Here is a 19,924-nt window from a genome sequence, read left to right as displayed (position 1 = left end):
CGGCGGCCACCGAGTCGGCGACCGTCGGTGTCCCTACGACAGGGGCATCACCTTGCGGTAGGTGACCACCGCGGCCGTCGCGACCGTCACGTGCATCAGGAGCAGCGCACCGACACCGGTCGCGCCGCCGTCGCCGTAGAGCAGGAAGTCGGGGACGAAGGACACCAGGACGAGGGTCGGTACCAGCCACCGCACCAGCGCCCGGGGGTCCTTCGACACTTTGCGGACGATGGTCCAGCCGATGGCACCGGCGACCATCCCGACCGTCGTGAGGAAGATGTACGACGGTGCCTTCAGGGGCTGGAAGTCGTCGGGCGCGCCGGCCGCCAGGGCGAGTTGAGCGAGCACGGTGTCCGCCGCGCAGGCCACCACGATCGCGGCGAGCACACCTCCCGCCACGACGAGCGGACCACGGCGGACGGCGACTGCATCAGAGACAAGTGACATGACAACTCCAAAGAGGAGGATTTCGGGAAGAACCCAAAGAGCCCCGAGACCGATCGGATCGTTTGAACTCTCAAACGAGAGTCTGACCGACTCTGTTTGAAACTTCAAGCGCGCCTGAGGGGTGCCCGGCACGGCACTCCCTGGGATCGGGTGCACGATCTTGACCCGTGGGAGTTCGGATGAGCGAGGATGCGCGGCCGGAGCCTGGGCTCTCGCCGGAGAGACTGGCCTTCTTCACGGACGCGATCTTCGCGATCGCGAGATGACGCTGCTGGCCGTGGAACTGGAGCGACCGGGCAGGGAGGAGCGGGAGTCGGCCGGTGCGCTCGGCCGTTTCCTGGTGGACCAGCGGAGTTCCTATCCGGCGTTCGCGTTGGCGTTCATTCTCCTGCTGGTCGGTATGGCGGCGGCACCACCAGCTGATGGACCAGATCCGCGTGCTGCCGCCGCCCTTCGCGTTCTGGCACGCGCCTTTCCTGCTGCTGGTCGCGTTCCTGCCGTTCCCGACGGCCGTCATCGGATCCGCGCTCACCAATCCGATGGCGCAAACCCTCTTCGCCGGCACCATGGCGGGCATCGTCTTCTGCGAGGTCGCCCTCAAGGAGGTCTCGGCGGACGGCGGTCCCGTCATCGGCGATGTCGTACAGGCCCGTAGACACGCCGACGCCTCGTGGGCGGTGGGCTTCTGGTTCGTCCTGAGCCTCGGTCTCGCCTGGGTCTTCCCCTACGCCTACGTCCTGTGGTTCCTCGCACCGCTGGCCGCCGGCTACGGCGGACCACTCGTCACCCGCCCGCGCGCCCGGCGCACCGACCCGCACGACGAGGAAACGCCGCCGCCCGGGTCGTAGACAGAGAGTCCCGCCCGCCACGCCACGTGAGGCGTCAGTCGCTCAGGCAGGCTTCGATCATCAGGGCGAGCCGGCCTTCCATCACCGTCGGCGCTCGATTCGCGGGTCGAGGCCGGGATCCGTCATCGAGGTGCTGCGGGAGTTGAAGTACCGCGGCACGCCGGCCGCCGTCGCGACGGCCATGTCGTACAGCCCCTCGGTCGTCTCCCAGCAGTTGACCCTCGTGGAGTCCGAGGTCGGCGCACCGCTGCTGGAGCGGGAGGGGCGTGGGGTCCGGCTGACACCGCAGGCCGAGATCCTCGTCGCCCGTACGGAGAAGGCCCTACGGGAACTGGAGCGCGCCGAGACGGAGATCGCCGCCTCACTGCGGGAGGTGTCCGGGACTCTCAGGGTCGCGGCCTTCCAGACCGCCATGCTCGCTCTGATCCCCGCCGCACTGACCTGGCTGCGGGAGCACCGTCCCCGGTTGCGGGTGGAGGCCACCCGGGCCGAGCCCGACACCTCACTGCCCGGCCTGCTCACCCGGGACTTCGACCTCGTGATCGACGAGACGTTCCCCTGTCACCCACGACCGGCCCGCGCCTCGGACAGCTGACCGTGGTCTGCGAGACCCCCGCCTCCTTGGCGACGTCGGTCGCCGTCACGCGGCCGGTCCTGCGCGCCATGGGAGTCTCCTGTGGGAGATCTTGGACAAGCCCGATTCCGGGGCGTTCGACTGAGCGGCGGACTCTACTGAATCGCAACAGTGAGCATGCGGGATGTCCGATACTCCGGATACACCTGACCGTGAAAATCCGGTGCGCGCCGCGCTCGGCCCCGCCTGATCGAGCGACGCCGTCGCGCACCGATCGTCGTCGGCCTCACTTGCTGTTGTCGATGCTCCAGGCCCAGAGCTTCCCCTTGGCGATGCGCATGAGAAGGGTGCTGAAGTCGGCCTTGACGGCTTCCGGGGTCTTCTCCGGCGGGAACAGGGGTTTGATGGGCTGGCGCTCCAGGGGCAGGTCCTGGGAGAGGCGGGCCTTGTAGGCGTTGTACACCGCCGCGATGTCCTTACGGATCGTCTCGCCCTCGCCGTTGCCCGGCATCGGCATCCCGCGCGTACGGTCGTCGTTCGTCGCAGCGATCGACGCCACGTCCATGAGGAAGCAGTCGATCAGGTCGGTGACGTCCTGTTTCCGGGCGCCGTCCGCCTTGTTGTGCACGTCCCGCAGCAGCAGGTCCGCCATTTCCAGGGTGACGTCACGGTAGACGATGTATCGCGGGCTTCCGGGGATGACGCCGAGCACGTGATCGGCCTGCTTGGCGGTGTCGGAGTTCATCGACGCGAATCCCTCGGGAACGTCCTTCCCCTCAAGTCCCGGCACCGGGTAGGGCATGCCCCGGAAGCTCTCCTCTTCCTGCTTCATGTTGGGGGCTTTCTGCGCCATCGGATGCATTCCGAACTCATGGCACAGCATGCCCACGATGTAGCCGATGTCGTAGTTCTCTAGGTAGTAGGAGGCCAGCGTGACGAAGACGCCCTCGGTCCCCTTGTCGACCACGTTCGCCGGTGTCTCCGTCGTCCGCTTCTCCAGCGTGATCTGGCAGGTCCGGTCGGCGAGGAAGGTCTTGACTTTCGTGTTGGCGGACAGGAGGGCCAGGATCCGCGTGGCCTTCCCCTGCGATTCCGGGTACTTGAGGGACACGTTGGTGAACGAGATGTTCCCGTACGCCAACTTGCTGCGCTGAACCGCCGCCCGCTGCACGGCCGGAGCGGGATCGGCCGCCCGGCCGGCCCAGGAGTGACCCCCCTCGCTGAGCATCTGCGCGACTCCGGCATTGCCCGCCTTGCCCTGAAGCGACAGCAACTCGTGTGAGGGCGTGAGGGTGTTGACTGCGGGGCTGCTCACCGAGGTACGCCGGGCTGCGGCGTCCTGCGGGCGGACTTCGTCTCGGGCGTGCACGTGCTCACTTCCTGGCCTGGACTCGCGATCATCGTTGTCTAACCGCCGACCGGATGCCCCCACCAGGTCCTCCGGGGCAACGATCGCCGCCGGAGATCCACTCCATCTGCCCGTAGGGGCACGGAGGTTCAAGGGGCGTGACGGTCGCCGGCGCGAGGAGGGGCGCGCTCGCCCCTGCGTCAACCGTTTCCGTCCGGCCTTCCGTGCTCTTCGCGCCGCGCGAACCTGGCACGGGCGTCGTCATGCGCGCCACGCAACAACTCCACCACCAACTCCCTTGTTTTCTCACCGGGATTGACGACGCAGATCCAGCCGAGCGCTCCGTACACCGGGTGCGGCAGCACGCTGTCGGCGGCCGTGAAGTCGCGGGTCCGGTCGAGGCTGTGCGGCTGCTGCTCCCCCGTGAGTTCGTGGAACGCCGTACGGCCTACGTGGATGTTCACGCGCCAACGCCCCGGAGGGTCGAGGTCGGACGCGGTGTCGTCGGGGTAGTTCTTGGTGACGACGGTCCCGTACGGCTGGACGCTCTGGGGCAGTCGACCGTCGGGGGCGTAGTAGAAGAACGCGTCCCCCCAGGCGAGTTCGGGAAAGGCGCCGCCCGGTTCCGGTACGACGACGAGCGCGCCGGTGAAGTCTCGTACGGTCGCGATGATCTGTTCCATACTCATGGTTCAAGCATGACCTTCAAGTGTTTATGTGGGGTTGGCCGATGAGTGACCCGGTGATCGGCCCGCGACAAGCACCGCTCAGGACCGCCGAAGTCGCGCGTGAGTCGGGGTACTCGGTGCAACAGGTACGTGACCTGGAGAGGCTGGGCGTCATCCCCCCGGCGGCTCGGGCGGGCAACGGTTACCGTTCCTACGCACCGCTGCACGTCCACGCCCTTCGCGCCTACCGAGGACTCGCAGGCGCCGTCGGGCCCGTCATCGCCCGGCAGTTGCTCACGGAACTCCGCACGGGGACGGTCACGGAGGCGGCCTCGGCGATCAACGAGGTCCATGTGCGGCTCGCCCGGGAACGCGGGGAGTCTCTGCGCGCCCAACAGGCGTTGCGCGCGATCCAAGCCGAGGCGGATACACCGGAGTTCGAGCAGGACGCCGAGCGGGACAGCGACGCGATGACGATCACCGAACTCTCCAGAGCACTCGGTGTGCGCTCCTCGACCCTGCGGTTCTGGGAACAGGAAGGACTCGTCACCCCGGAGCGGGTGACCTCCCTCCGGGCACGCCGCTACGACCTCTCCGCCATCAGGACGGCCCGCATCGTCGCCGCCCTCCGCAGCGCCGGTTACGGCATTCCGGCGGTGCGCGAGATCGTGGGGTCCCTGCATCGACTCGACGGCGCACAAGAGGCCCAGCGCGTCCTGCGTGAACGTCTTGACCGGATCGCGCTACGCACCGTGGGGCTGCTCCGAGCGGGGACGGACCTGGCAGCCGTCGTCACGGCCGCGCGGGAACCGGCGGCCGTCTGATCCGTTCCGGCGCCGGTCAGTGCCGAGAAGCCTGTTGCCCACGGCTCCGTCGGCGAACACCGGAAGCTCCCCCCAAGCCCGGTGTCATGGGGTTTCGGGAGCGAGGGTGATGATTCCGGCGACCTTCTCGTCCGTGTCGAACGCGACCCGGGCCTTCATGTCGCCGGCCTCGTAGTGCAGCGGGATGTCGACGACCGTGTGGTCGCCGATGCGGCGGACGAACGGCTCGCCCTCGCCGTAGCCCTCGAACTCCCCGACGAGACCGGTGACCGTGGCCAGGCCGTCGCCCCGGACCTCGTCGGTGAAGGCCTCCACCACCTGCGCGTTGAAGGACTGCCTGGCCTCGTCCATGCGCCCTTCGAGAACGGCCGTGACGATGACTCCGAGCGGGTCCCCCAGCTCCTGCCAGCTGTGACCGGCGTCCCGGCACTGCCGCACGCACAGCTTGAGCACCTGTTCCGCCAGGTCGTCGACGTCCCTCGCCCGCCATCGAGAGGGGCATCGACCACACGTGAAAGATGCCTTTACACCCGACCGCGTCAAAGTTCCCCTTTACAGCTACGGCTCGACGTCACGGACGCCGGATTCCCGCACCGGCACGGCCGGTTCACTGTAAAGAACCTTGACAGACGATTGGTCTAGTCCAAATATGGTCGCTGTTCGTCCCGGTCAGGGACGGCTTCTCTCCTTTCAGCATGGGAGCGTCAATGAGACGACCTGGGCCTCTTCGCGCGTCGCTGTCCTGCGCGGCCGTAACCGCCTTGTCCACGGGGCTTGTTGCTCTCGGCGGGGGTGACGCGAGTGCGACGCACCGAGTACAGCCCATGCCCGACCACGTGGCCGCGCCGTACTTCGAGGCGTGGACCGGTGAGAGCCCGGCGGCGCTCGCCGCCGCGTCCGGCAACAAGTACCTCACGATGGCCTTCCTGCAGACCGAGGCGGCAGGCTCGTGCACGGCGTACTGGAACGGCCTGCCCGCGCAGCCGATCTCCAAGTCCACCTTCGGCGAGGACATCGCCACGATCCAGGCGCGCGGCGGCAACGTCATCCCGTCCTTCGGCGGCTACACCGCGGACACCACCAACACCGAACTGGCCGACAGCTGCACCGATGTCGACGCCATCGCCAAGGTCTACGAGAGCCTGGTCACGACCTACGGCGTGAGCCGGATCGACCTCGACATCGAGGCCGACTCCATCAACAACACGGCCGGCATCGACCGCCGTAACAAGGCGATCGCGAAGGTGCAGCGCTGGGCCGAACACACCGGCCGCAGCGTGGAGTTCTCCTACACGCTGCCGACCACCACCACCGGACTCGCGCCCAACGGCGTTGCCCTGCTGCAGAATGCCGTCGACAACGGCGCGCGCGTGGACGTCGTCAACATCATGACGTTCGACTACTACGACGGCGCCACCCACGACATGGCGGAGGACACCAAGACCGCCGCGACCGGCCTGCACTCCCAACTCGCCGCGCTGTACCCGAAGAAGAACCCGGCGAAGCTGTGGAAGACGATCGGCGTCACCGAGATGCCCGGCATCGACGACTTCGGCCCGGCGGAGACCTTCACCACGCAGAACGCGCTCACCGTGAAGAAGTGGGCCGTCGCCCGGGGCATCAACACGCTCTCCTTCTGGGCGCTCCAGCGCGACAACGGCAGTTGCGTGGGCACCGGGGCCGCCAACAACTGCTCCGGAATCGCCCAGGACACCTGGTACTTCAGCCACACCTTCAAGTCGTTCACGCGCGGCTTCGGCAACCACCACTAGCGGCTCGGCGGACTGCGTGTCGCCGCCTCCCCCAAGGCGGCGTCGCGTCAGTCCTGCATCATCTCGCGCACCAGCGGCGCCACCTTCGTGCCGTAGAGCTCGATGTTGGTCATGAGGGTGTCGTGGGGCATTCCGGTGATCCCGTACTTCAGGTTGAAGCGGGTCGCGTCGAGGGTCTTGAGGGTGGCCGCGATCTTGCGGGCCACGGTCTCGGGTGATCCGACGTGCAGGGCGCCGCCGGGGCCGACGTCCCGCATGAGGCTCTCGCGGGTCGGGGTACGGAAGCCGCGTTCCCGCGCCACGCTGCGGATCAGCTCCTGGAAGGCCGGCACGAACTCCTCCACCGCCTGTTCGTCGGTGGCGGCGACATGGCCGGGCGCGTGCACGCCGATGGGGCGCGCGGGGTGGCCGAACTCCGCCAGCGCCCGTCGGAACAGCTGGGAGAACGGGGCGAAGCGGGCCACGTCGCCGCCGATGATCGCCAGCATCAGCGAGAACCCGTACTGGGCGGTGCGGATGACCGACTGGGGGCTGCCGCCGACGCCGATCCAGGTGGGGATCGAGCCCGTCTCGCTGTGCGGGTAGACCGAGACACCGTCGAGGGCGGCGCGGGTCGTGCCGGACCAGGTGACGGGTTTCTCCTTGAGCAGTTCGGCGAAGAGGGCGACCTTCTCCTCGAACAACTCCTCGTAGTCGTTCAGGTCGTAGCCGAAGAGCGGGAAGGACTCGGTGCTCGACCCTCTGCCGAGGATGACTTCGGCGCGGCCCCCGGAGACGGCGTCGAGGGTGGCGTAGCGCTGGAAGACGCGGACGGGGTCGTCGGAACTGATGACGGTCACGGCCGAGTTGAGGCGGATGCGCTCGGTGCGCGCGGCGATGGCCGCGAGGACGACGTCGGCTGCCGACAGCGGCATCGCCTCGGTGTGGTGCTCGCCGATGCCGAAGTGGTCGACGCCGGCCCGGTCGGCGAGGACTCCTTCCTCGACGAGGCGGCGGATGGCCTGGCCGTGGGTCAGCGGTGTGCCCTCGGCGTCGTTCGTGACGTCACCGAAGGTGTCCAGGCCGAGCGTGATGGCGCCGGTGCCGGTCGGTGTGGTGGACGGGTCGGTCATCTCGTACTCCTTGGTTCCGCTCGGTGTGTCAGGTGGCGATACGGCGCATCACGCCGAGGAGCCGGGTCAGGTCGGCGGCGTCGACGTGGTCGAGGACATGGCGCCGGACACTGGACAGGTGGGCGGGCCACGCCTCCTGGAGGCGGGCGAGGCCCTGGTCGGTGAGGACGGCGTTCCAGCCGCGGGCGTCCTCTGCGCACCGCTCCCGTTCGACCAGCCCCCGCGTCTCCAGGCGGGTGACGATGCGGGTCATGCCGCTCAGCGAGAGGCTGCAGACCGACGCCAGCTCGCTCATGCGCATGCGTCGGTCCGTGGCCTCGGAGAGGTGCATGAGCGTCGTGTACTCGGAGAGCGGCAGGCGCTGTTCCCGCACCATGTCGGCGTCGACCGCCCGGGGCAGCACGAGCATCACCCGCGCGAGTTCGCGGACCAGCTCTTCCTCGTGCGGACTCATGGGTCGCAGTGGCTGCTCGGGCGTGGTCATGCCACCAGTTTACTTGATTGACGAAACAAGCAAGCGGGCCGACCGATGCGGTCGCCTCGGACCTCCCGTACTCACCGGACGGGCGGCTCGTCCCCCGTCGTGGTCGCATGGCCGTGATAGCGCAGCAGGAGCATCGCGGCGTCGTCGTGGAGCGGTCCGGCCGTGTGGCGGACCAGGTCCTCGCGCAGGGAGTCGAGCGCGCGCTCCGCGTCGGGTTCCTTCAGCAGGTGCGCCCGCTCGCCGAGCGGATAGAAGGTGCCGTGGGCGTCGCGGGCCTCGGTGACGCCGTCGGTGTACAGCAGCAGTTGCTCGCCCGGCGCGAAGCGCACCGGGAACGGCTTCGGGCTCTCGCTGCCCTGGGCGCTGCCCAGGCCGAGGGGCGGGGCGTAGGCGGGCGGTGCGGGGAAGTCGGCGGTGCCGTTGCGGCGTACGACCATCGGGGGCGGGTGGCCGTAGTTGAGGAAGAGCACCTCGTGGTCCGTGCCGATCTCGGCGAGGACGGCGGTCACGAACTTCTCGTCGGACAGCACCCGGGAGACGCTGCGCTCAAGGCGCTCGCCGAGTCCCACCAGGTCGGGTTCGTCGTGCGCGGCCTCGCGGAACGCGCCGAGCACCACGGCGGCCGTCTCGACCGCGGCGAGCCCCTTGCCCTGCACATCGCCGACGATCACCCGCACGCCGTGCGGGGAGGCGACCACCTCGTAGAGGTCGCCTCCGATGCGGGCTTCGGCGACGGCCGAGGTGTACGAAACGGCCGCCTGGAGCGGGCCCGCGGTCAGGGGCACGGGCCGCAGCAGCACGCGTTGCGCGACCTCCGCGATGGATCGCACGCTGGCGAGTTCGGCCTCGCGGCGTCCGCGCATCACGGCGGCGGCGATGCCCGCGCCGGTCACGCCCACCACCGACACCATCGCCAGGAAGCCCCGGCGTTCCTGGAACAGGCCGTCGTACAGGCCGAGTCCGACGCACAGCGCGAGCGCCGCCGCGCCGAACCACGCGGTACGGCGCCAGCTGCCGACCAGTCCGGCGAAGGCCGGCCCGAGGGAGGCCAGTGGCAGGAATCCGAGTCCGGGGCCGGTGAGGATGTCCCCGACCGCGACCACCACCATCACCGCGGCGGGCAGCCAGGTCAGCACGGAGAGACTGCGCTGCGGCTTCGCTGCGGCCATGGTCCACTCCAAGGGCGTCGCGGCTTTCGGGAGCCGCCTTCCGCAGGGGCCCCTCCCCCACCTTTGGACATCGCAAGGTTGCCAGGCAATCCCTTGGGCGTGCCCGGCCCTTTACCCAATTGAGTCCGAGAACGGACATTTCCTGATCGGCGACAACGAACTGGCGCCGCCTGGTTGCCGATCACGGACTCCGGGCAAGTGAAGTGTGTAGGACCGGCCGCGCAAGATATGCGGCGGCCCCGGTGCGGTGACGCCGCGGGGATACCGGGTTGTCCTAGGAGGGGAAGTGATTCGCCATGCGTGCGCATGGGCGTACCCATAGGCGTACCGTACGCGTGGAGTACCTGCTGCCGGACGAGGCCGCGTCGGCGGGTCAGGCACGGAAGCTGACCTCGGAGTTCCTCACCCGCTCCCGCCATCAGTTGGCGCGGGTGCACGCGGAGCAGATCGACGACGCGACGCTCATCGTGTCCGAACTCGTCGCCAACGCGACCGAGCACGGCCGCGGCGAGTGCCGGCTGCGTCTCCAACTGTCCGACGAGCGGGTCACGGTAGAGGTCTACGACGACAACCCGGCCCCGCCCCGCGTACGGCCGATGACGGCCGAGGGCGAGAGCGGACGCGGCCTGGCCATGGTCCGCTGCCTGGCCCACCGCCTCGACGTCACCCCGCTCACCGGGGGCGGCAAGCGCGTGCGCGCGATCCTGGCCATCTGACCCGGCCTCGGGCGGAACTCCTCAGCCGACGACCAGCGGCGGTACGACGGGCACCTCCGGGGCGGCCTCGATGTCGGCCTGCGTCATCCGGAACTCGACGGGGTACGCCTCGCGCCGTGTGCGGCGGTCGGGTTCGGTGGTGCGCCACATGTAGAGGCAGCGGACACATTGGAGTACGTCCCACACGCCGGGGACCGGCGAGGTGGTCACGGTGTCGACCGTGTCGTGGGCGCAGCGGGGGCAGATCATGACGGGTGACTCCTGACGTCGGATCGGACTGGACCGGTTCCTGTCGGTTCGGATCGGATCGGTTCAGCGGGCGGCGATGAGGGCGCGCAGCCGGTCGGCCCACTCGGGGGTCTCGGGCAGGTCCCGTACCGGGGTGTCGAAGTGACCCCGGTTGTCCGGTGCGACCGGGGTCGTCGCGTCGATGATCATCTTGCTGGTGATTCCTGGGGTGTTGGCGGCCGGTGCCAGGGCCATGACCGAGAGGTTGGGGACGATGATCACGTCGTCCTGCGGGTTCACCTTCGCGGACATCGCCCACATCACCTGGGGCAGGTCGAACGGGTCGACGTCCTCGTCCACGACGATGACCTGCGTGACGTAGCCGAGGCCGTGCGGTGTCGTCATCGCGCGCATGCCGACCGCCTTGGCGAAACCGCCGTAGCGCTTCTTCGTCGAGACGATCACCGCGAGGCCGTGGGTGTACATGGCGTTGACGGCCTGGACCTCGGGGAATTCGGCGCGGAGTTGCTTGAGGAGGGGGACGCAGGTGTTGGGGCCGACCAGGTAGTCGACCTCGGTCCACGGCATGCCGAGGTAGAGCGACTCGAAGACCCGGTCGGTGCGGTAGGAGATGCGGTCGACGCGCATCGTCGGCATCCGTCGGCCGCCGGAGTAGTGGCCGGTGAACTCGCCGAAGGGGCCCTCTATTTGGCGCTTGCGGCTCTCGACGACGCCCTCGATGACGACCTCGGAACCCCAGGGGACGTCGAAGCCGGTGAGGGGCGCGGTGGCGATGGGGGCGGGGGCCTGGCGCAGGGCACCGGCCATCTCGTACTCGGACTGGTCGTAGCCCATCGGCATGCCGGCGACGATCGTGATGACGGGGTCGTTGCCGAGGGTGATCGCGATGGGGAGGTCCTCACCCAACTCCTCGGCGGCGTGCAGGTGTTGGGCAACGTCGTGCATGGGGACGGGCTGGAAGGCGAGGCGGTCGCGGCCGATGACCTCGATGCGGTACGTGCCGACGTTCTGCTTGCCGAAGTGGTCCGGGTCGCGCGGGTCGCGGGAGACCACGGCGGCCTTGTCCAGGTAGAAACCGCCGTCGCCGTCGTTGAGCCGGAACAGCGGGAGGACCTTGAACAGGTCGATGTCGGCGCCCTGTTGGGTGTTCTCCCGCCAGGGCGCGTCCTCGCGGCGCTCCGGTACGACCGGGAAGGCGTCCCAGCGGCGGGCGAACTCCTCGACCTGCTCGCGCACGGAGGTGTCCGGGGGCAGTCCGAGAGCGAGGGCGTGGTTGCGCCAGGAACCGTGGACGTTCATCGCGATACGGGCGTCCGTGAAGCCCTTGACGTTGTCGAAGTAGAGGGCGGGGGCGCCTTCGCCGATACGTCCGGCCGCGTTGGCGGCGGCGGCCAAGTCCGGTTCGGGGAGGACCTGTTCGGTGATCCGCAGCAGCTGGTTCTCCTTGTCCAGGGTGTCCAGGAAGCTGCGCAGGTCGTCGTAGGGCATGGGTGGGCTCCGTACGTCGTGTATGTGGGGCGTCTCGGGTGGTGACGTTTCAGGTGGTGGCGTCTCAGGCGGCGGGGTGGATGCGGGCGTCGCGGGCGGTCCGCATGCCTTCCCAGCGCTTGGCGGCGGGGGCGGGCAGGTCGAGCTGGTCGAGGACGCGGGAGGTGATGTGGGTGACGATGTCGTCGACCGACGCGGGGTGGTTGTAGAACGCGGGCATCGGCGGCACGATCCGTACGCCCTTGCGCGCGAGGTCGAGCATGTTCTCCAGGTGGATCTCGCTCAGGGGTGTCTCGCGCGGTACGAGGACCAGCGGGCGGCGCTCCTTGAGGATCACGTCGGCGGCCCGTCCGATCAGCCCGTCGGCGTAGCCGGTGCGGATGCCGGCCAGGGTCTTCATGGAGCAGGGCACGATCACCATGCCGTCGGTGCGGAACGACCCGGAGGCGATGGTGGCCCCCTGGTCCTCGGGGTTGTGGACGACGTCGGCCAGCTCGGCGACCTCGCGGGCGGTGCGTCCGGTCTCCAGCTCGACGGTGGTCCGGGCCCAGCGGCTGAGGACGAGATGGGTCTCCACCCCGGGCAGCTCGGCGAGCTGCTCCAGCAGCCGGACACCGAGGACGGCCCCGGTCGCTCCGGTCATCCCCACGATCAGTCGCACGTCGCCAGCTCCTTGCCCAGTCCGGTCTCTGCGCTTTCGACCGTAGGAGCGGTTCGTTGCCCGCCAAGGGTAGGCTCGGGACTCACCATGGGAAAAAACGGTCAGCCTCGCCCCGAGATCACCGACGTGTCGTACCGTCCGTCGCTGAGCGCACCCATCGGTATGGACGTCCTGGACTTCACCGAGCTGCTAGCTCGCGGCAAGCGTCGCGGCATCGACTTGTCGGCACCGCAGCGGCCGGACTTCCACCACCTGATCCACGTCACCACCGGCACGCTGCGCCACCGGGTGGACTTCACGGACTGCGCGGTGGAAGCGGGCGGCTGGCTGTGGGTGAGGCCCGGGCAGGTGCACCAGTACGTCCCCGACGACCTGACGACGACCCGGGGCACGATCGTCATCTGGCAGCCCGGGTTCGTTCTGGCGGAACCCCCGTACGACCAGTCACCGCTGCTCCCGACGGAACCCCACGCCCGGGCAGCACTCCTGACGTTGCGTCACCTGTCCGACGAATACGCCGACTTGACGTCACTCCCCCTCGACGCCCATCTCCAGACCCTCCGGATGCTCCTCTCCGTCCTGCTGCTGCGCCTCTCGCACGTGCGCCCGGACCCGGTGTCGTCCGCCCCCGCCGACGACACGTTCCGCCGCTACAGCGCCGCCCTGGAACGCGACTTCCGCACCAGCCACCGCGTCGCCGACTACGCCGCCGCCCTCGGCTACAGCCCCCGCACCCTCACCCGCGCGACCCTCACGGCCACCGGCACGACCGCCAAGCAGTACCTCGACGCCCGCATCCTCCTGGAGGCCAAGCGCCGCCTCGTCCACACCGACGCGACGGCGGCGGACATCTCCCGCACCCTCGGCTTCGGCGAACCGACCGACTTCGCGAAGTTCTTCCGCAAGCGGGACGGACGTACGCCGCTGGAGTTCCGGGCGGTGGCGCGCGGGCAGACATGAGTCACCCGAGCGTCCGGAGGCGTGCGTGCAGGAGTTCCAGCCGGGCACGACGACGAAACCGCCCGGCTGCGCGCCCTGCCGAACCTGGCGGCGTCAACTGGCAGCTCGGCCACCGGTCTTGTCCACCCGCGGCCGCCGGTTGGAGGTGGCGTCCCGAGCCTCACTGTCTGGATCCCCGACTGCCCGCCGACATCCTGGGCTTGGGCTAGTCGGCAGCGCCCGGATCCCCTGACGGGCCGAGACGCACCGGCAGTTCGCTCAAGCCCCGCAGCAGCGTGCTCGTTCGCCACGTCAGTGTCGCCGGGTCGGTGGCGAGGGCGAGGTCGGGGCAGTGGTGCAGGAGGAGGCGTACGGCGATGGCGGCCTCGGTGCGGGCCAGGGGTGCCCCCAGGCAGTGGTGGAGGCCGTGGCCGAAGGCGAGGTGTCCGGGGCCGCGACGGCGCAGGTCGAAGTGGTCGGGTTCGGGGAAGTGGAGGGGATCGCGGGAGGCCGCGGCCAGGGAGATCTGCACCGCGTCTCCGGCCGGGATGCGGGTACCGGCGAGGTCCAGGGGCTCGGCCGCGAAGCGGAACGCGGTGGCGTGGACGGGCGAGTAGTGCCGAAGCGACTCCTCCACGGCGGCACCGGCCAAGTCCGGTTCGGAGCGCAGCAGTTCGAGTTGGTCGGGGTGGGTGAGCAGGGCATGGACGGTCGCGGAGATCAGATTGACGGTCGTCTCGTGGCCGGCGACGAGGAGCAGGAAAGCCATCCCGAGGAGTTCCTCGGAGGTGAGGGGCGGCTCGGGGGCGGGTTCGCGGGCCGTGGCGACCAGGTCACCGAGCAGGTCGGCCTCGCGTGTGCCGCGCTTTTGGTGGATCAACTCGGCCAGGTAGCCGCCCAGGGCGGCAGCGGCCGAGGCGCCCGACTCGGGCGAAGCGGGCATGACGAGCTCGCTCGACCAGGCGTGGAACACCGTACGGTCCGCTTCGGGCACCCCGAACAGGTCGCAGATCACCGTGACCGGGAGCGGCAGGGCGTATCGGCTCACCAGGTCCACGGTCCCCCGTTCTGGAAGCTCGGCGAGCAGATCGACGGCGATCTCCATGATGCGCGGGCGGAGGGCGGCGATCCGCGCGGGCGTGAAGTGGCCCGCGACCAGCCGCCGTAGTCGCGTGTGGTCCGGTGGATCGGTCTGCAGCATGTTGCGGCCGAGGGCGTGGCCGCCGTCGTCCTGCCAGGTCGAGGAGTGGCGGATGTCGTTGCGCAAGCGAGGGTCGGTCAGTGCGGCGCGGGCCGCGTCCCGGGTGACGACCAGCCAGCTCTCGCCGCTGCCCGGCACCAGGACCCGGTGCACGGGACCGCGCGCGCGGAGGGCCACGTAGACGGGGTGGGGATCGGCGGCCAGGTCGTGCCCGTCGGGGGCGAGGTCCTGGAGGGTGGGTGCCGGCATGGCACTCCTTTCGATGGTCACGGAGTGGTCAGGGCCGGGCGGGTCACACGCCGCCGCGGTGTACGGCATCCACCCTGTGCGCGAGGGCCGTCGCCTGGCCGTGACCAGCTCGGGCGGCTGCCGGGCGTCGGCGGTCAAGTCGCGATCCGACGCGTGTCGAGCCATGCGGTCGGGATCCAGCACGGCACTCCTTGCGACAGTCACGGGGCACCCTGGGCCGACCGGTCACACGCCGCCGTGCCATACGGCATGCACCCTGTGCGCGAGGGCCGTCGCCTGAGCGTGGCCAGCCCGGGCGGCTGCCGGGCGGCGGGCGTCGGCGGTCATGTCTCGGCCCATCGCGCGGCGGGCCGCGCGGTCCGGGGTCACGAGGGTGATCTCGGCTCCCCGCGCGGCGAGTTGGGCCGTCTGCTGCGCGGCGCTGGGGTGCGGGCCGACCGCCCTCGGGATCGGCGCGACGGCCAGGATGTGGTCGTAGCCGTCGGCCAGGTGCAGGTTGGTGGTCGTGCGGCTGCCGCCGTCGATCCAGCGTCGGCCGGCGGCCGTGACGGGCGGCGAGACGAGGGGGACTGCGCAGCTCGCGGCGAGCGCTTCGAGGAGGGAGAGTTTCGAGTCGGCGTCGAACGTCTCCAGGGCCCCGGTCGCGGCGTCGACGGCCGCGATCCGCAGGGCGCGGTCGGGCCAGTCCCGTGCACCGCGCAGCAAGGTGCCTACCGCGTCGAGGAGTTCGGACTCGGGCCCGGTGCGGGCGCCGAGGGCGGCACGGCCGAGCCGTTGTACGGAGCGCTGCGGATCGCGGGATCCCAGTGCCGCCCACAGGAAGCGGATCGTCTGGGCCGCGGTGACCCGCAGCTCCACCTTGTCGGCGCGGGTCACTTGACGTTCGTACGACTCCTGCGGTGCCTCTCCGGCCGCGAGCCGGGCGCCGAAGATCGCGCCCGCGGAGGTGCCGATGATCACGTCGGCACGGTCGAGGTCGACACCGGCCTCCGAGAGTCCGGCGAGCACCCCCGTCATCCACGCCCCGCCGACGGGTCCACCACCACCCAGGACCAGTGCCGTGCCACGCATGACGCCACCCCCTCATCGCCCAAGTGGGGAGCACTCCCCATTTGCCGGATCGACGATAGCATCACTACCGGGGAGCACTCCCCACAAGCTCGGAGGATGATGATGACGGGCCCGGACGACGCGTCGGCACCTGCTCGACGCCGCGATGCGCGGCGCAATCGGGAGCTGTTGATCGAGGCCGCCCACGACGTCTTCACTGAGCAGGGGCTGCACGCGCCGATCGACGTGATCGCCCGCCGCGCCGGCATCGGCAACGCCACGCTGTACCGGCACTTCCCCACCCGCGCCGCCCTCGTGGACGCCGTCTTCCGCGACCTGCTCACCGACACGATGACCGTGGGCGAGCAGGCGCGTACCGCTGACGACGCCTGGGCGGGCCTGACCGGCTATCTGCACACCGTCTTCGCCGGCCTGGCCGCCGACCGCGGCACCAACGACCTCATGACCACCCACCTCGCCGGCGTCGACTCGCTCCAGGCCGTGCACGACCACAACCGTCGCACCGTGGAACTTCTGCTGAGCCGGGGCCGCGACCAGGGCACGATCCGCTCGGACGTCACCCCGGAGGACGTCCTGTTCGCCCTCGCCGCCCTGGGCCGAACCGTCCCCGCCCTCACCGCGGCGGCCGGCCCCGACGCCTGGCGCCGCCCCCTGGCCCTCCTCCTCGACGGCCTGCGCGCCACGCCCGCTACAACCGCGCTCCCCCCTCCCGCTCTCACCGCGACCCAACTCAACGATGCGCTGCAGGGCCTCGGACCGCGCAACTGAGCTGATTGCGGCGCGAGTTCACCTGCGCGGACCGGTCTACGGCCGTGTACCGCGCGGAGTTGGTCCCCAACCTCCGTCCAGGACCGGCACCCCGGTCAGCACTCCGGTGCCGCATCCCTCTCCGACCAACTCACCGCACGAGCCGTAGCCCACTGAGGAGTTGGCGGCCGGACAGCGCGCTGCCCGGCGCAGAAGACCGATCCCTCGATCCTCCGACGCCGGGCAGCACCCCCCGTACGTTCAGCTCCCCCAGGTCAGGACTCGACCCCCGCCTCCTCCAGCGCGCCGACCGGCTCGGGCTTCTCCTCGCTCGGCGCGGCCTGCCGCACGGCCGGGATCGCCGCCGCGACCAGGGCCGCCAGCAGGGCTACGCCGCCGCCGATGATGAGGCCCGTGCGGAAGCCGTCCTCGGAGGTGAAGGTGTAGCCGCCCGCCGTGTTGGTCATCTGGGCGAGGACCACGCCGATCACCGCGGCGCCGATCGAGGTGCCGAGGGAGCGCATCAAGGTGTTGAAGCCGTTCGCCGCGGCCGTTTCGGAGAGGGGGACCGAGCTCATGATGAGGGCTGGCATCGCGCCGTAGGCGAGGCCGACGCCGCTGTTGATGACGATGCAGACGACCATGAGGCCCCAGGCGGAGCTCATCAGGCCCATCGACAGGGCGTAGCCGGCGGTGATGACCAGGACGCCGCTGATCAGGGTGAACTTCGGGCCGCGGGCGTTGGTGAGTTTTCCGCCGAGCGGGGAGACGATCATCATCATGATGCCGCCGGGCGCCATCCACAGACCGGAGGCGAGCATCGACTGGCCCAGGCCGTAGCCGGTGGCCTCGGGGAACTGGAGCAGCTGCGGGACGACCAGCATGCTGGAGTACATGCCGACGCCGACGAAGACCGAGGCGATGTTGGTGATCAGGACCCTGGGGCGGGCCGTGGTGCGCAGGTCGATCAGCGGGTCGCCGGTGCGCAGCTCCCATACGCCCCAGGCCAGGAAGGCCACGATCGCTACGGCGAACAGGCCCAGCACGGTGGTCGAACCCCAGCCCCAGTCGGCGCCCTTGGAGATGCCGAGGAGCAGGCAGACGAGGCCGACGGCGAGGCCGAGGGCACCGGGGGCGTCGAAGCGCTGACCCTTGGCGGCGGCCGGTACGTCCGGGATCAGGAACCAGATCAGCGCGGCGACGACCGCGGCGAGAGCGGCCGAACCCCAGAACAGGGCACGCCAGTTGGCGTACTGGGCGATGGCCGCGGCGATCGGCAGACCGAGGCCGCCGCCGATGCCCATCGAGGCGCTGACGAGGGCGATGGAGGGGCTGAGTCGCTCCTGCGGGACCACGTCCCGCAGGAGGGCGATGCCGAGGGGGACCATGCCCATGCCCATGCCCTGCAGACCGCGTCCGACGATCATCGGGACGATGGAGGAGGAGAGCGCGCAGACCACCGAGCCCACGATCAGCGGGACGGAGCAGGCGAGCAGCATGCGGCGCTTGCCCAGCAGGTCACCGAGGCGGCCGACGACCGGCACACAGACCGCGGCCACCAGCAGCGTGGCCGTGATCACCCACGCGGCGTTCGAGGACGAGGTGTGCAGCATCTCCGGCAGGTCGGCGATGAGTGGCGTGACCAGCGTCTGCATGATCGCCGCGGTGGTGCCGGCGAAGGCCAGCGTGGCGATCACGCCGCCTGCGCGGGCTGAAGGCTGGGGGGCGTCCATGACGGGACTCCTCGGCATGTCTGTTTAGTCGGGACGTGAAGGAATGTGCATCGTACACATCGTATGTATCGGCCATGTCATCTGGATGATGCATACCGTCGTGCGAGGATGGTCCGGGCCGTCCCGAAGCGCAGAACACGGCGGCGGCATCGGCAGGAAGCAGGAGGCAGCGGACCGATGGACAGGCGCACGCGCGAGGTCGAGTACGAGCAGATGCTTCTCAGCCGGCACGGACTGCTCGCGCAGAAGGGCGGGCGCCGCAAGGACGGTGTGCTGGAGCGCAGCGCCTACATCCTGCTGAGCCGGATCCGCATCCAAGGGCCCATGTCCATCGGCGAGTTGAGCGACGCCTTCGGTCTCGACACGTCCACCCTCAACCGGCAGACGGCGGCCGCCATGCGTTCCGGGCTGGTGGAGCGCATCCCCGATCCGCAGGGCGGCATGGCCCGCAAGTTCCGCATCACGGACCAGGGCGCGCGGATGCTCGACGAGGAGCGCGAGGGTCTCGTCCAGTCCCTGGACCAGATCATGGACGGCTGGTCGGACGAGGACATCGACGCCTTCGCGGCTTTTCTACGACGCTTCAACACCGACATCGAACGGCTCGGCGGGCGTCCCTGGCCAAGGCCGTGAGCCCTGCCCCGTGCCAACGCACGGGGCAGGGCCGTCAGTTCACGCCGGGCGTGGCTGTATCAGGAGGAGCGGCGAGCGCGGCCGGCCGCGTAGACCCCACCGGCGCCCAGGGCGATCACCAGGGCCGCACCGCCGGCTATGAGACCGATCGGCGCGTTGGAACCGGTCTCCGCCAGCGGCTGGTTGCCACCGTTCGGCGTCGCCTTCGGAGTGGCCGAGGGCGTCGACTGCAGCGGCGGGACGTGCGCGGACGTGGGAGGCGTCGTCGACGGCTTGGGGCTGGCCGGCGGGGTCGACTCCTCGGCGGGAGGCGTGCTGTCGGCCGGGGCCGACGGCGTCGCGGGCGGAGCCGAGGCCGGCTGCGTCGGCGTCGGGGTGGGCGAGTCCGGCGTGCTCGGGGTGCACTCCTTGTCGCCGCCGTTCCAGGCCGCGATGAGGTGGTACGGAGTCATGATGTTGTCCGGCTCGTACGGCAGGGGGCCGTGGCCCTCGCCCGTACCGCCGTCGTAGGTGACGTCGTCGCCGTACAGGTCGATCTGGCCGTAGCAGTCGGGCGACTTGACCTTCAACTGCTGCCAAGTGTGCTGGGCGTCGCTCGCGCCGGCGACGTCCTTGGCGGTGAGGTAGACCGTGGCCTTGTCGACCATGGCCTGGTGGCCGGAGGTGTACCAGTTGGAGCCCTCGGCGGTGTACTCGGCGAGGGAGACGGGGTACTTGCAGCTGTCCCCGACGCTCTGGTCGGGAGCCAGCCGGACCTCGACGGTGCCGGGGACGGTGTCCCATTGGAGGAACCCGCCCTGCGAGGTCCAGTCCGCGCCGACAACGTTTCCATCGGCGCCGACGATGCGGTACTGCACGGTGGCGGACTGGCACGCGTCGGCGTCGGTGGCGCTCGCCGGGCCGGCCGCGAGCACGGGTGCGGCGGCGGCGAGGAACGCGGTGGCTGCGAGGGCGGACAGGGATCTGAGGTGGTGCGAACGTGACAAAGTGA

At 70.0% G+C, this 19,924-nt stretch carries 22 protein-coding genes; 8 read left to right on the top strand and 14 right to left on the bottom strand.

The features are described 5' to 3' along the window. Nucleotides 1-33: 33 nt before the first annotated feature. On the bottom strand, nucleotides 34-447 hold the full coding sequence (locus tag ACFWP5_RS13035; protein ID WP_384154451.1) for a DUF6069 family protein: 414 nt from the start codon (nucleotides 445-447) through the stop codon (nucleotides 34-36). A gap of 422 nt (nucleotides 448-869) precedes the next feature. On the opposite strand from ACFWP5_RS13035, the gene ACFWP5_RS13030 reads away from it, so the two are divergent. Further along, nucleotides 870-1,295, top strand: coding sequence for a hypothetical protein (locus ACFWP5_RS13030; protein WP_384154449.1), 426 nt, complete (start codon nucleotides 870-872; stop codon nucleotides 1,293-1,295). A 142-nt stretch (nucleotides 1,296-1,437) separates the two neighbouring features. Beyond that, a complete protein-coding gene (locus ACFWP5_RS13025; protein ID WP_384154447.1) occupies nucleotides 1,438-1,890 on the top strand; it encodes a LysR family transcriptional regulator in 453 nt (150 codons plus the stop codon). A gap of 265 nt (nucleotides 1,891-2,155) precedes the next feature. On the opposite strand, the gene ACFWP5_RS13020 is transcribed toward ACFWP5_RS13025, so the two are convergent. Beyond that, a complete protein-coding gene (locus ACFWP5_RS13020) occupies nucleotides 2,156-3,238 on the bottom strand; it encodes a hypothetical protein (RefSeq protein WP_384154445.1) in 1,083 nt (360 codons plus the stop codon). A gap of 179 nt (nucleotides 3,239-3,417) precedes the next feature. Next, nucleotides 3,418-3,900, bottom strand: a complete 483-nt coding sequence (locus tag ACFWP5_RS13015) for a DUF6194 family protein (RefSeq protein ID WP_384154475.1) — start codon at nucleotides 3,898-3,900, stop codon at nucleotides 3,418-3,420. Nucleotides 3,901-3,947: 47 nt separating this feature from the next. Between ACFWP5_RS13015 and ACFWP5_RS13010 the strand changes: the two genes are divergently transcribed. Continuing rightward, nucleotides 3,948-4,709 carry a MerR family transcriptional regulator gene (locus ACFWP5_RS13010; protein WP_384154443.1) on the top strand — a complete coding sequence of 254 codons (762 nt, stop codon included), beginning with the start codon at nucleotides 3,948-3,950 and terminating at the stop codon, nucleotides 4,707-4,709. Nucleotides 4,710-4,793: 84 nt separating this feature from the next. Here ACFWP5_RS13010 and ACFWP5_RS13005 read toward each other — a convergent pair whose 3' ends face one another. Beyond that, a complete protein-coding gene (locus ACFWP5_RS13005) occupies nucleotides 4,794-5,162 on the bottom strand; it encodes a DUF3887 domain-containing protein (RefSeq protein WP_384154441.1) in 369 nt (122 codons plus the stop codon). Nucleotides 5,163-5,533: 371 nt separating this feature from the next. On the opposite strand from ACFWP5_RS13005, the gene ACFWP5_RS13000 reads away from it, so the two are divergent. Beyond that, entirely contained in the window at nucleotides 5,534-6,481 is a 948-nt protein-coding gene (locus tag ACFWP5_RS13000; protein ID WP_384154439.1) for a chitinase, read from the top strand. Nucleotides 6,482-6,528: 47 nt separating this feature from the next. Here ACFWP5_RS13000 and ACFWP5_RS12995 read toward each other — a convergent pair whose 3' ends face one another. The 3 genes from ACFWP5_RS12995 to ACFWP5_RS12985 all read right to left on the bottom strand — a co-directional run bounded on the left by ACFWP5_RS12995 (nucleotide 6,529) and on the right by ACFWP5_RS12985 (nucleotide 9,246). Beyond that, nucleotides 6,529-7,593 (bottom strand): LLM class flavin-dependent oxidoreductase, encoded by a 1,065-nt coding sequence (locus ACFWP5_RS12995; protein ID WP_384154437.1) that lies wholly within the window; start codon nucleotides 7,591-7,593, stop codon nucleotides 6,529-6,531. 28 nt (nucleotides 7,594-7,621) lie between these two features. Continuing rightward, complete coding sequence (locus ACFWP5_RS12990) at nucleotides 7,622-8,077, bottom strand: MarR family winged helix-turn-helix transcriptional regulator (protein ID WP_384154435.1); 456 nt, start codon at nucleotides 8,075-8,077, stop codon at nucleotides 7,622-7,624. A gap of 71 nt (nucleotides 8,078-8,148) precedes the next feature. Continuing rightward, entirely contained in the window at nucleotides 8,149-9,246 is a 1,098-nt protein-coding gene (locus ACFWP5_RS12985) for a PP2C family protein-serine/threonine phosphatase (protein WP_384154433.1), read from the bottom strand. A 335-nt stretch (nucleotides 9,247-9,581) separates the two neighbouring features. Here ACFWP5_RS12985 and ACFWP5_RS12980 point away from each other — a divergent pair, with 335 nt between their 5' ends. Continuing rightward, complete coding sequence (locus ACFWP5_RS12980; protein ID WP_384154431.1) at nucleotides 9,582-9,962, top strand: ATP-binding protein; 381 nt, start codon at nucleotides 9,582-9,584, stop codon at nucleotides 9,960-9,962. A gap of 21 nt (nucleotides 9,963-9,983) precedes the next feature. Here the strand turns inward: ACFWP5_RS12980 and ACFWP5_RS12975 are convergent, their stop codons facing one another. The 3 genes from ACFWP5_RS12975 to ACFWP5_RS12965 form a co-directional block, all read right to left on the bottom strand. Then, a complete protein-coding gene (locus ACFWP5_RS12975) occupies nucleotides 9,984-10,211 on the bottom strand; it encodes a non-oxidative hydroxyarylic acid decarboxylases subunit D (RefSeq protein ID WP_384154429.1) in 228 nt (75 codons plus the stop codon). Nucleotides 10,212-10,274: 63 nt separating this feature from the next. Next, the gene (locus ACFWP5_RS12970; RefSeq protein WP_384154427.1) at nucleotides 10,275-11,699 is read right to left on the bottom strand and encodes a non-oxidative hydroxyarylic acid decarboxylases subunit C; all 1,425 of its coding nucleotides are present in this window, start codon (nucleotides 11,697-11,699) and stop codon (nucleotides 10,275-10,277) included. A gap of 64 nt (nucleotides 11,700-11,763) precedes the next feature. Continuing rightward, nucleotides 11,764-12,360 carry a non-oxidative hydroxyarylic acid decarboxylases subunit B gene (locus tag ACFWP5_RS12965; RefSeq protein ID WP_384154425.1) on the bottom strand — a complete coding sequence of 199 codons (597 nt, stop codon included), beginning with the start codon at nucleotides 12,358-12,360 and terminating at the stop codon, nucleotides 11,764-11,766. 87 nt (nucleotides 12,361-12,447) lie between these two features. Here ACFWP5_RS12965 and ACFWP5_RS12960 point away from each other — a divergent pair, with 87 nt between their 5' ends. After that, entirely contained in the window at nucleotides 12,448-13,320 is an 873-nt protein-coding gene (locus ACFWP5_RS12960; RefSeq protein ID WP_384154423.1) for a helix-turn-helix domain-containing protein, read from the top strand. A 205-nt stretch (nucleotides 13,321-13,525) separates the two neighbouring features. On the opposite strand, the gene ACFWP5_RS12955 is transcribed toward ACFWP5_RS12960, so the two are convergent. Together ACFWP5_RS12955 and ACFWP5_RS12950 are read right to left on the bottom strand one after the other, a co-directional pair. Further along, nucleotides 13,526-14,749 carry a cytochrome P450 gene (locus ACFWP5_RS12955; RefSeq protein ID WP_384154421.1) on the bottom strand — a complete coding sequence of 408 codons (1,224 nt, stop codon included), beginning with the start codon at nucleotides 14,747-14,749 and terminating at the stop codon, nucleotides 13,526-13,528. A gap of 225 nt (nucleotides 14,750-14,974) precedes the next feature. Beyond that, nucleotides 14,975-15,820, bottom strand: coding sequence for a patatin-like phospholipase family protein (locus tag ACFWP5_RS12950; RefSeq protein ID WP_384154419.1), 846 nt, complete (start codon nucleotides 15,818-15,820; stop codon nucleotides 14,975-14,977). A 99-nt stretch (nucleotides 15,821-15,919) separates the two neighbouring features. Here ACFWP5_RS12950 and ACFWP5_RS12945 point away from each other — a divergent pair, with 99 nt between their 5' ends. Then, a complete protein-coding gene (locus ACFWP5_RS12945) occupies nucleotides 15,920-16,588 on the top strand; it encodes a TetR/AcrR family transcriptional regulator (RefSeq protein WP_384154473.1) in 669 nt (222 codons plus the stop codon). A 254-nt stretch (nucleotides 16,589-16,842) separates the two neighbouring features. Here ACFWP5_RS12945 and ACFWP5_RS12940 read toward each other — a convergent pair whose 3' ends face one another. Next, nucleotides 16,843-18,300 carry an MFS transporter gene (locus ACFWP5_RS12940; protein ID WP_384154417.1) on the bottom strand — a complete coding sequence of 486 codons (1,458 nt, stop codon included), beginning with the start codon at nucleotides 18,298-18,300 and terminating at the stop codon, nucleotides 16,843-16,845. Nucleotides 18,301-18,477: 177 nt separating this feature from the next. Here ACFWP5_RS12940 and ACFWP5_RS12935 point away from each other — a divergent pair, with 177 nt between their 5' ends. Beyond that, the gene (locus tag ACFWP5_RS12935) at nucleotides 18,478-18,933 is read left to right on the top strand and encodes a MarR family winged helix-turn-helix transcriptional regulator (RefSeq protein ID WP_384154415.1); all 456 of its coding nucleotides are present in this window, start codon (nucleotides 18,478-18,480) and stop codon (nucleotides 18,931-18,933) included. A 59-nt stretch (nucleotides 18,934-18,992) separates the two neighbouring features. Here ACFWP5_RS12935 and ACFWP5_RS12930 read toward each other — a convergent pair whose 3' ends face one another. Continuing rightward, complete coding sequence (locus tag ACFWP5_RS12930) at nucleotides 18,993-19,919, bottom strand: hypothetical protein (protein WP_384154413.1); 927 nt, start codon at nucleotides 19,917-19,919, stop codon at nucleotides 18,993-18,995. Nucleotides 19,920-19,924: the final 5 nt, after the last annotated feature.

Source organism: Streptomyces sp. NPDC058469, from assembly GCF_042721125.1.
Lineage (GTDB): Bacteria > Actinomycetota > Actinomycetes > Streptomycetales > Streptomycetaceae > Streptomyces.
Note: the sequence above shows the minus strand (reverse complement) of the source record. Positions and strands in the feature narration are given on the sequence as shown.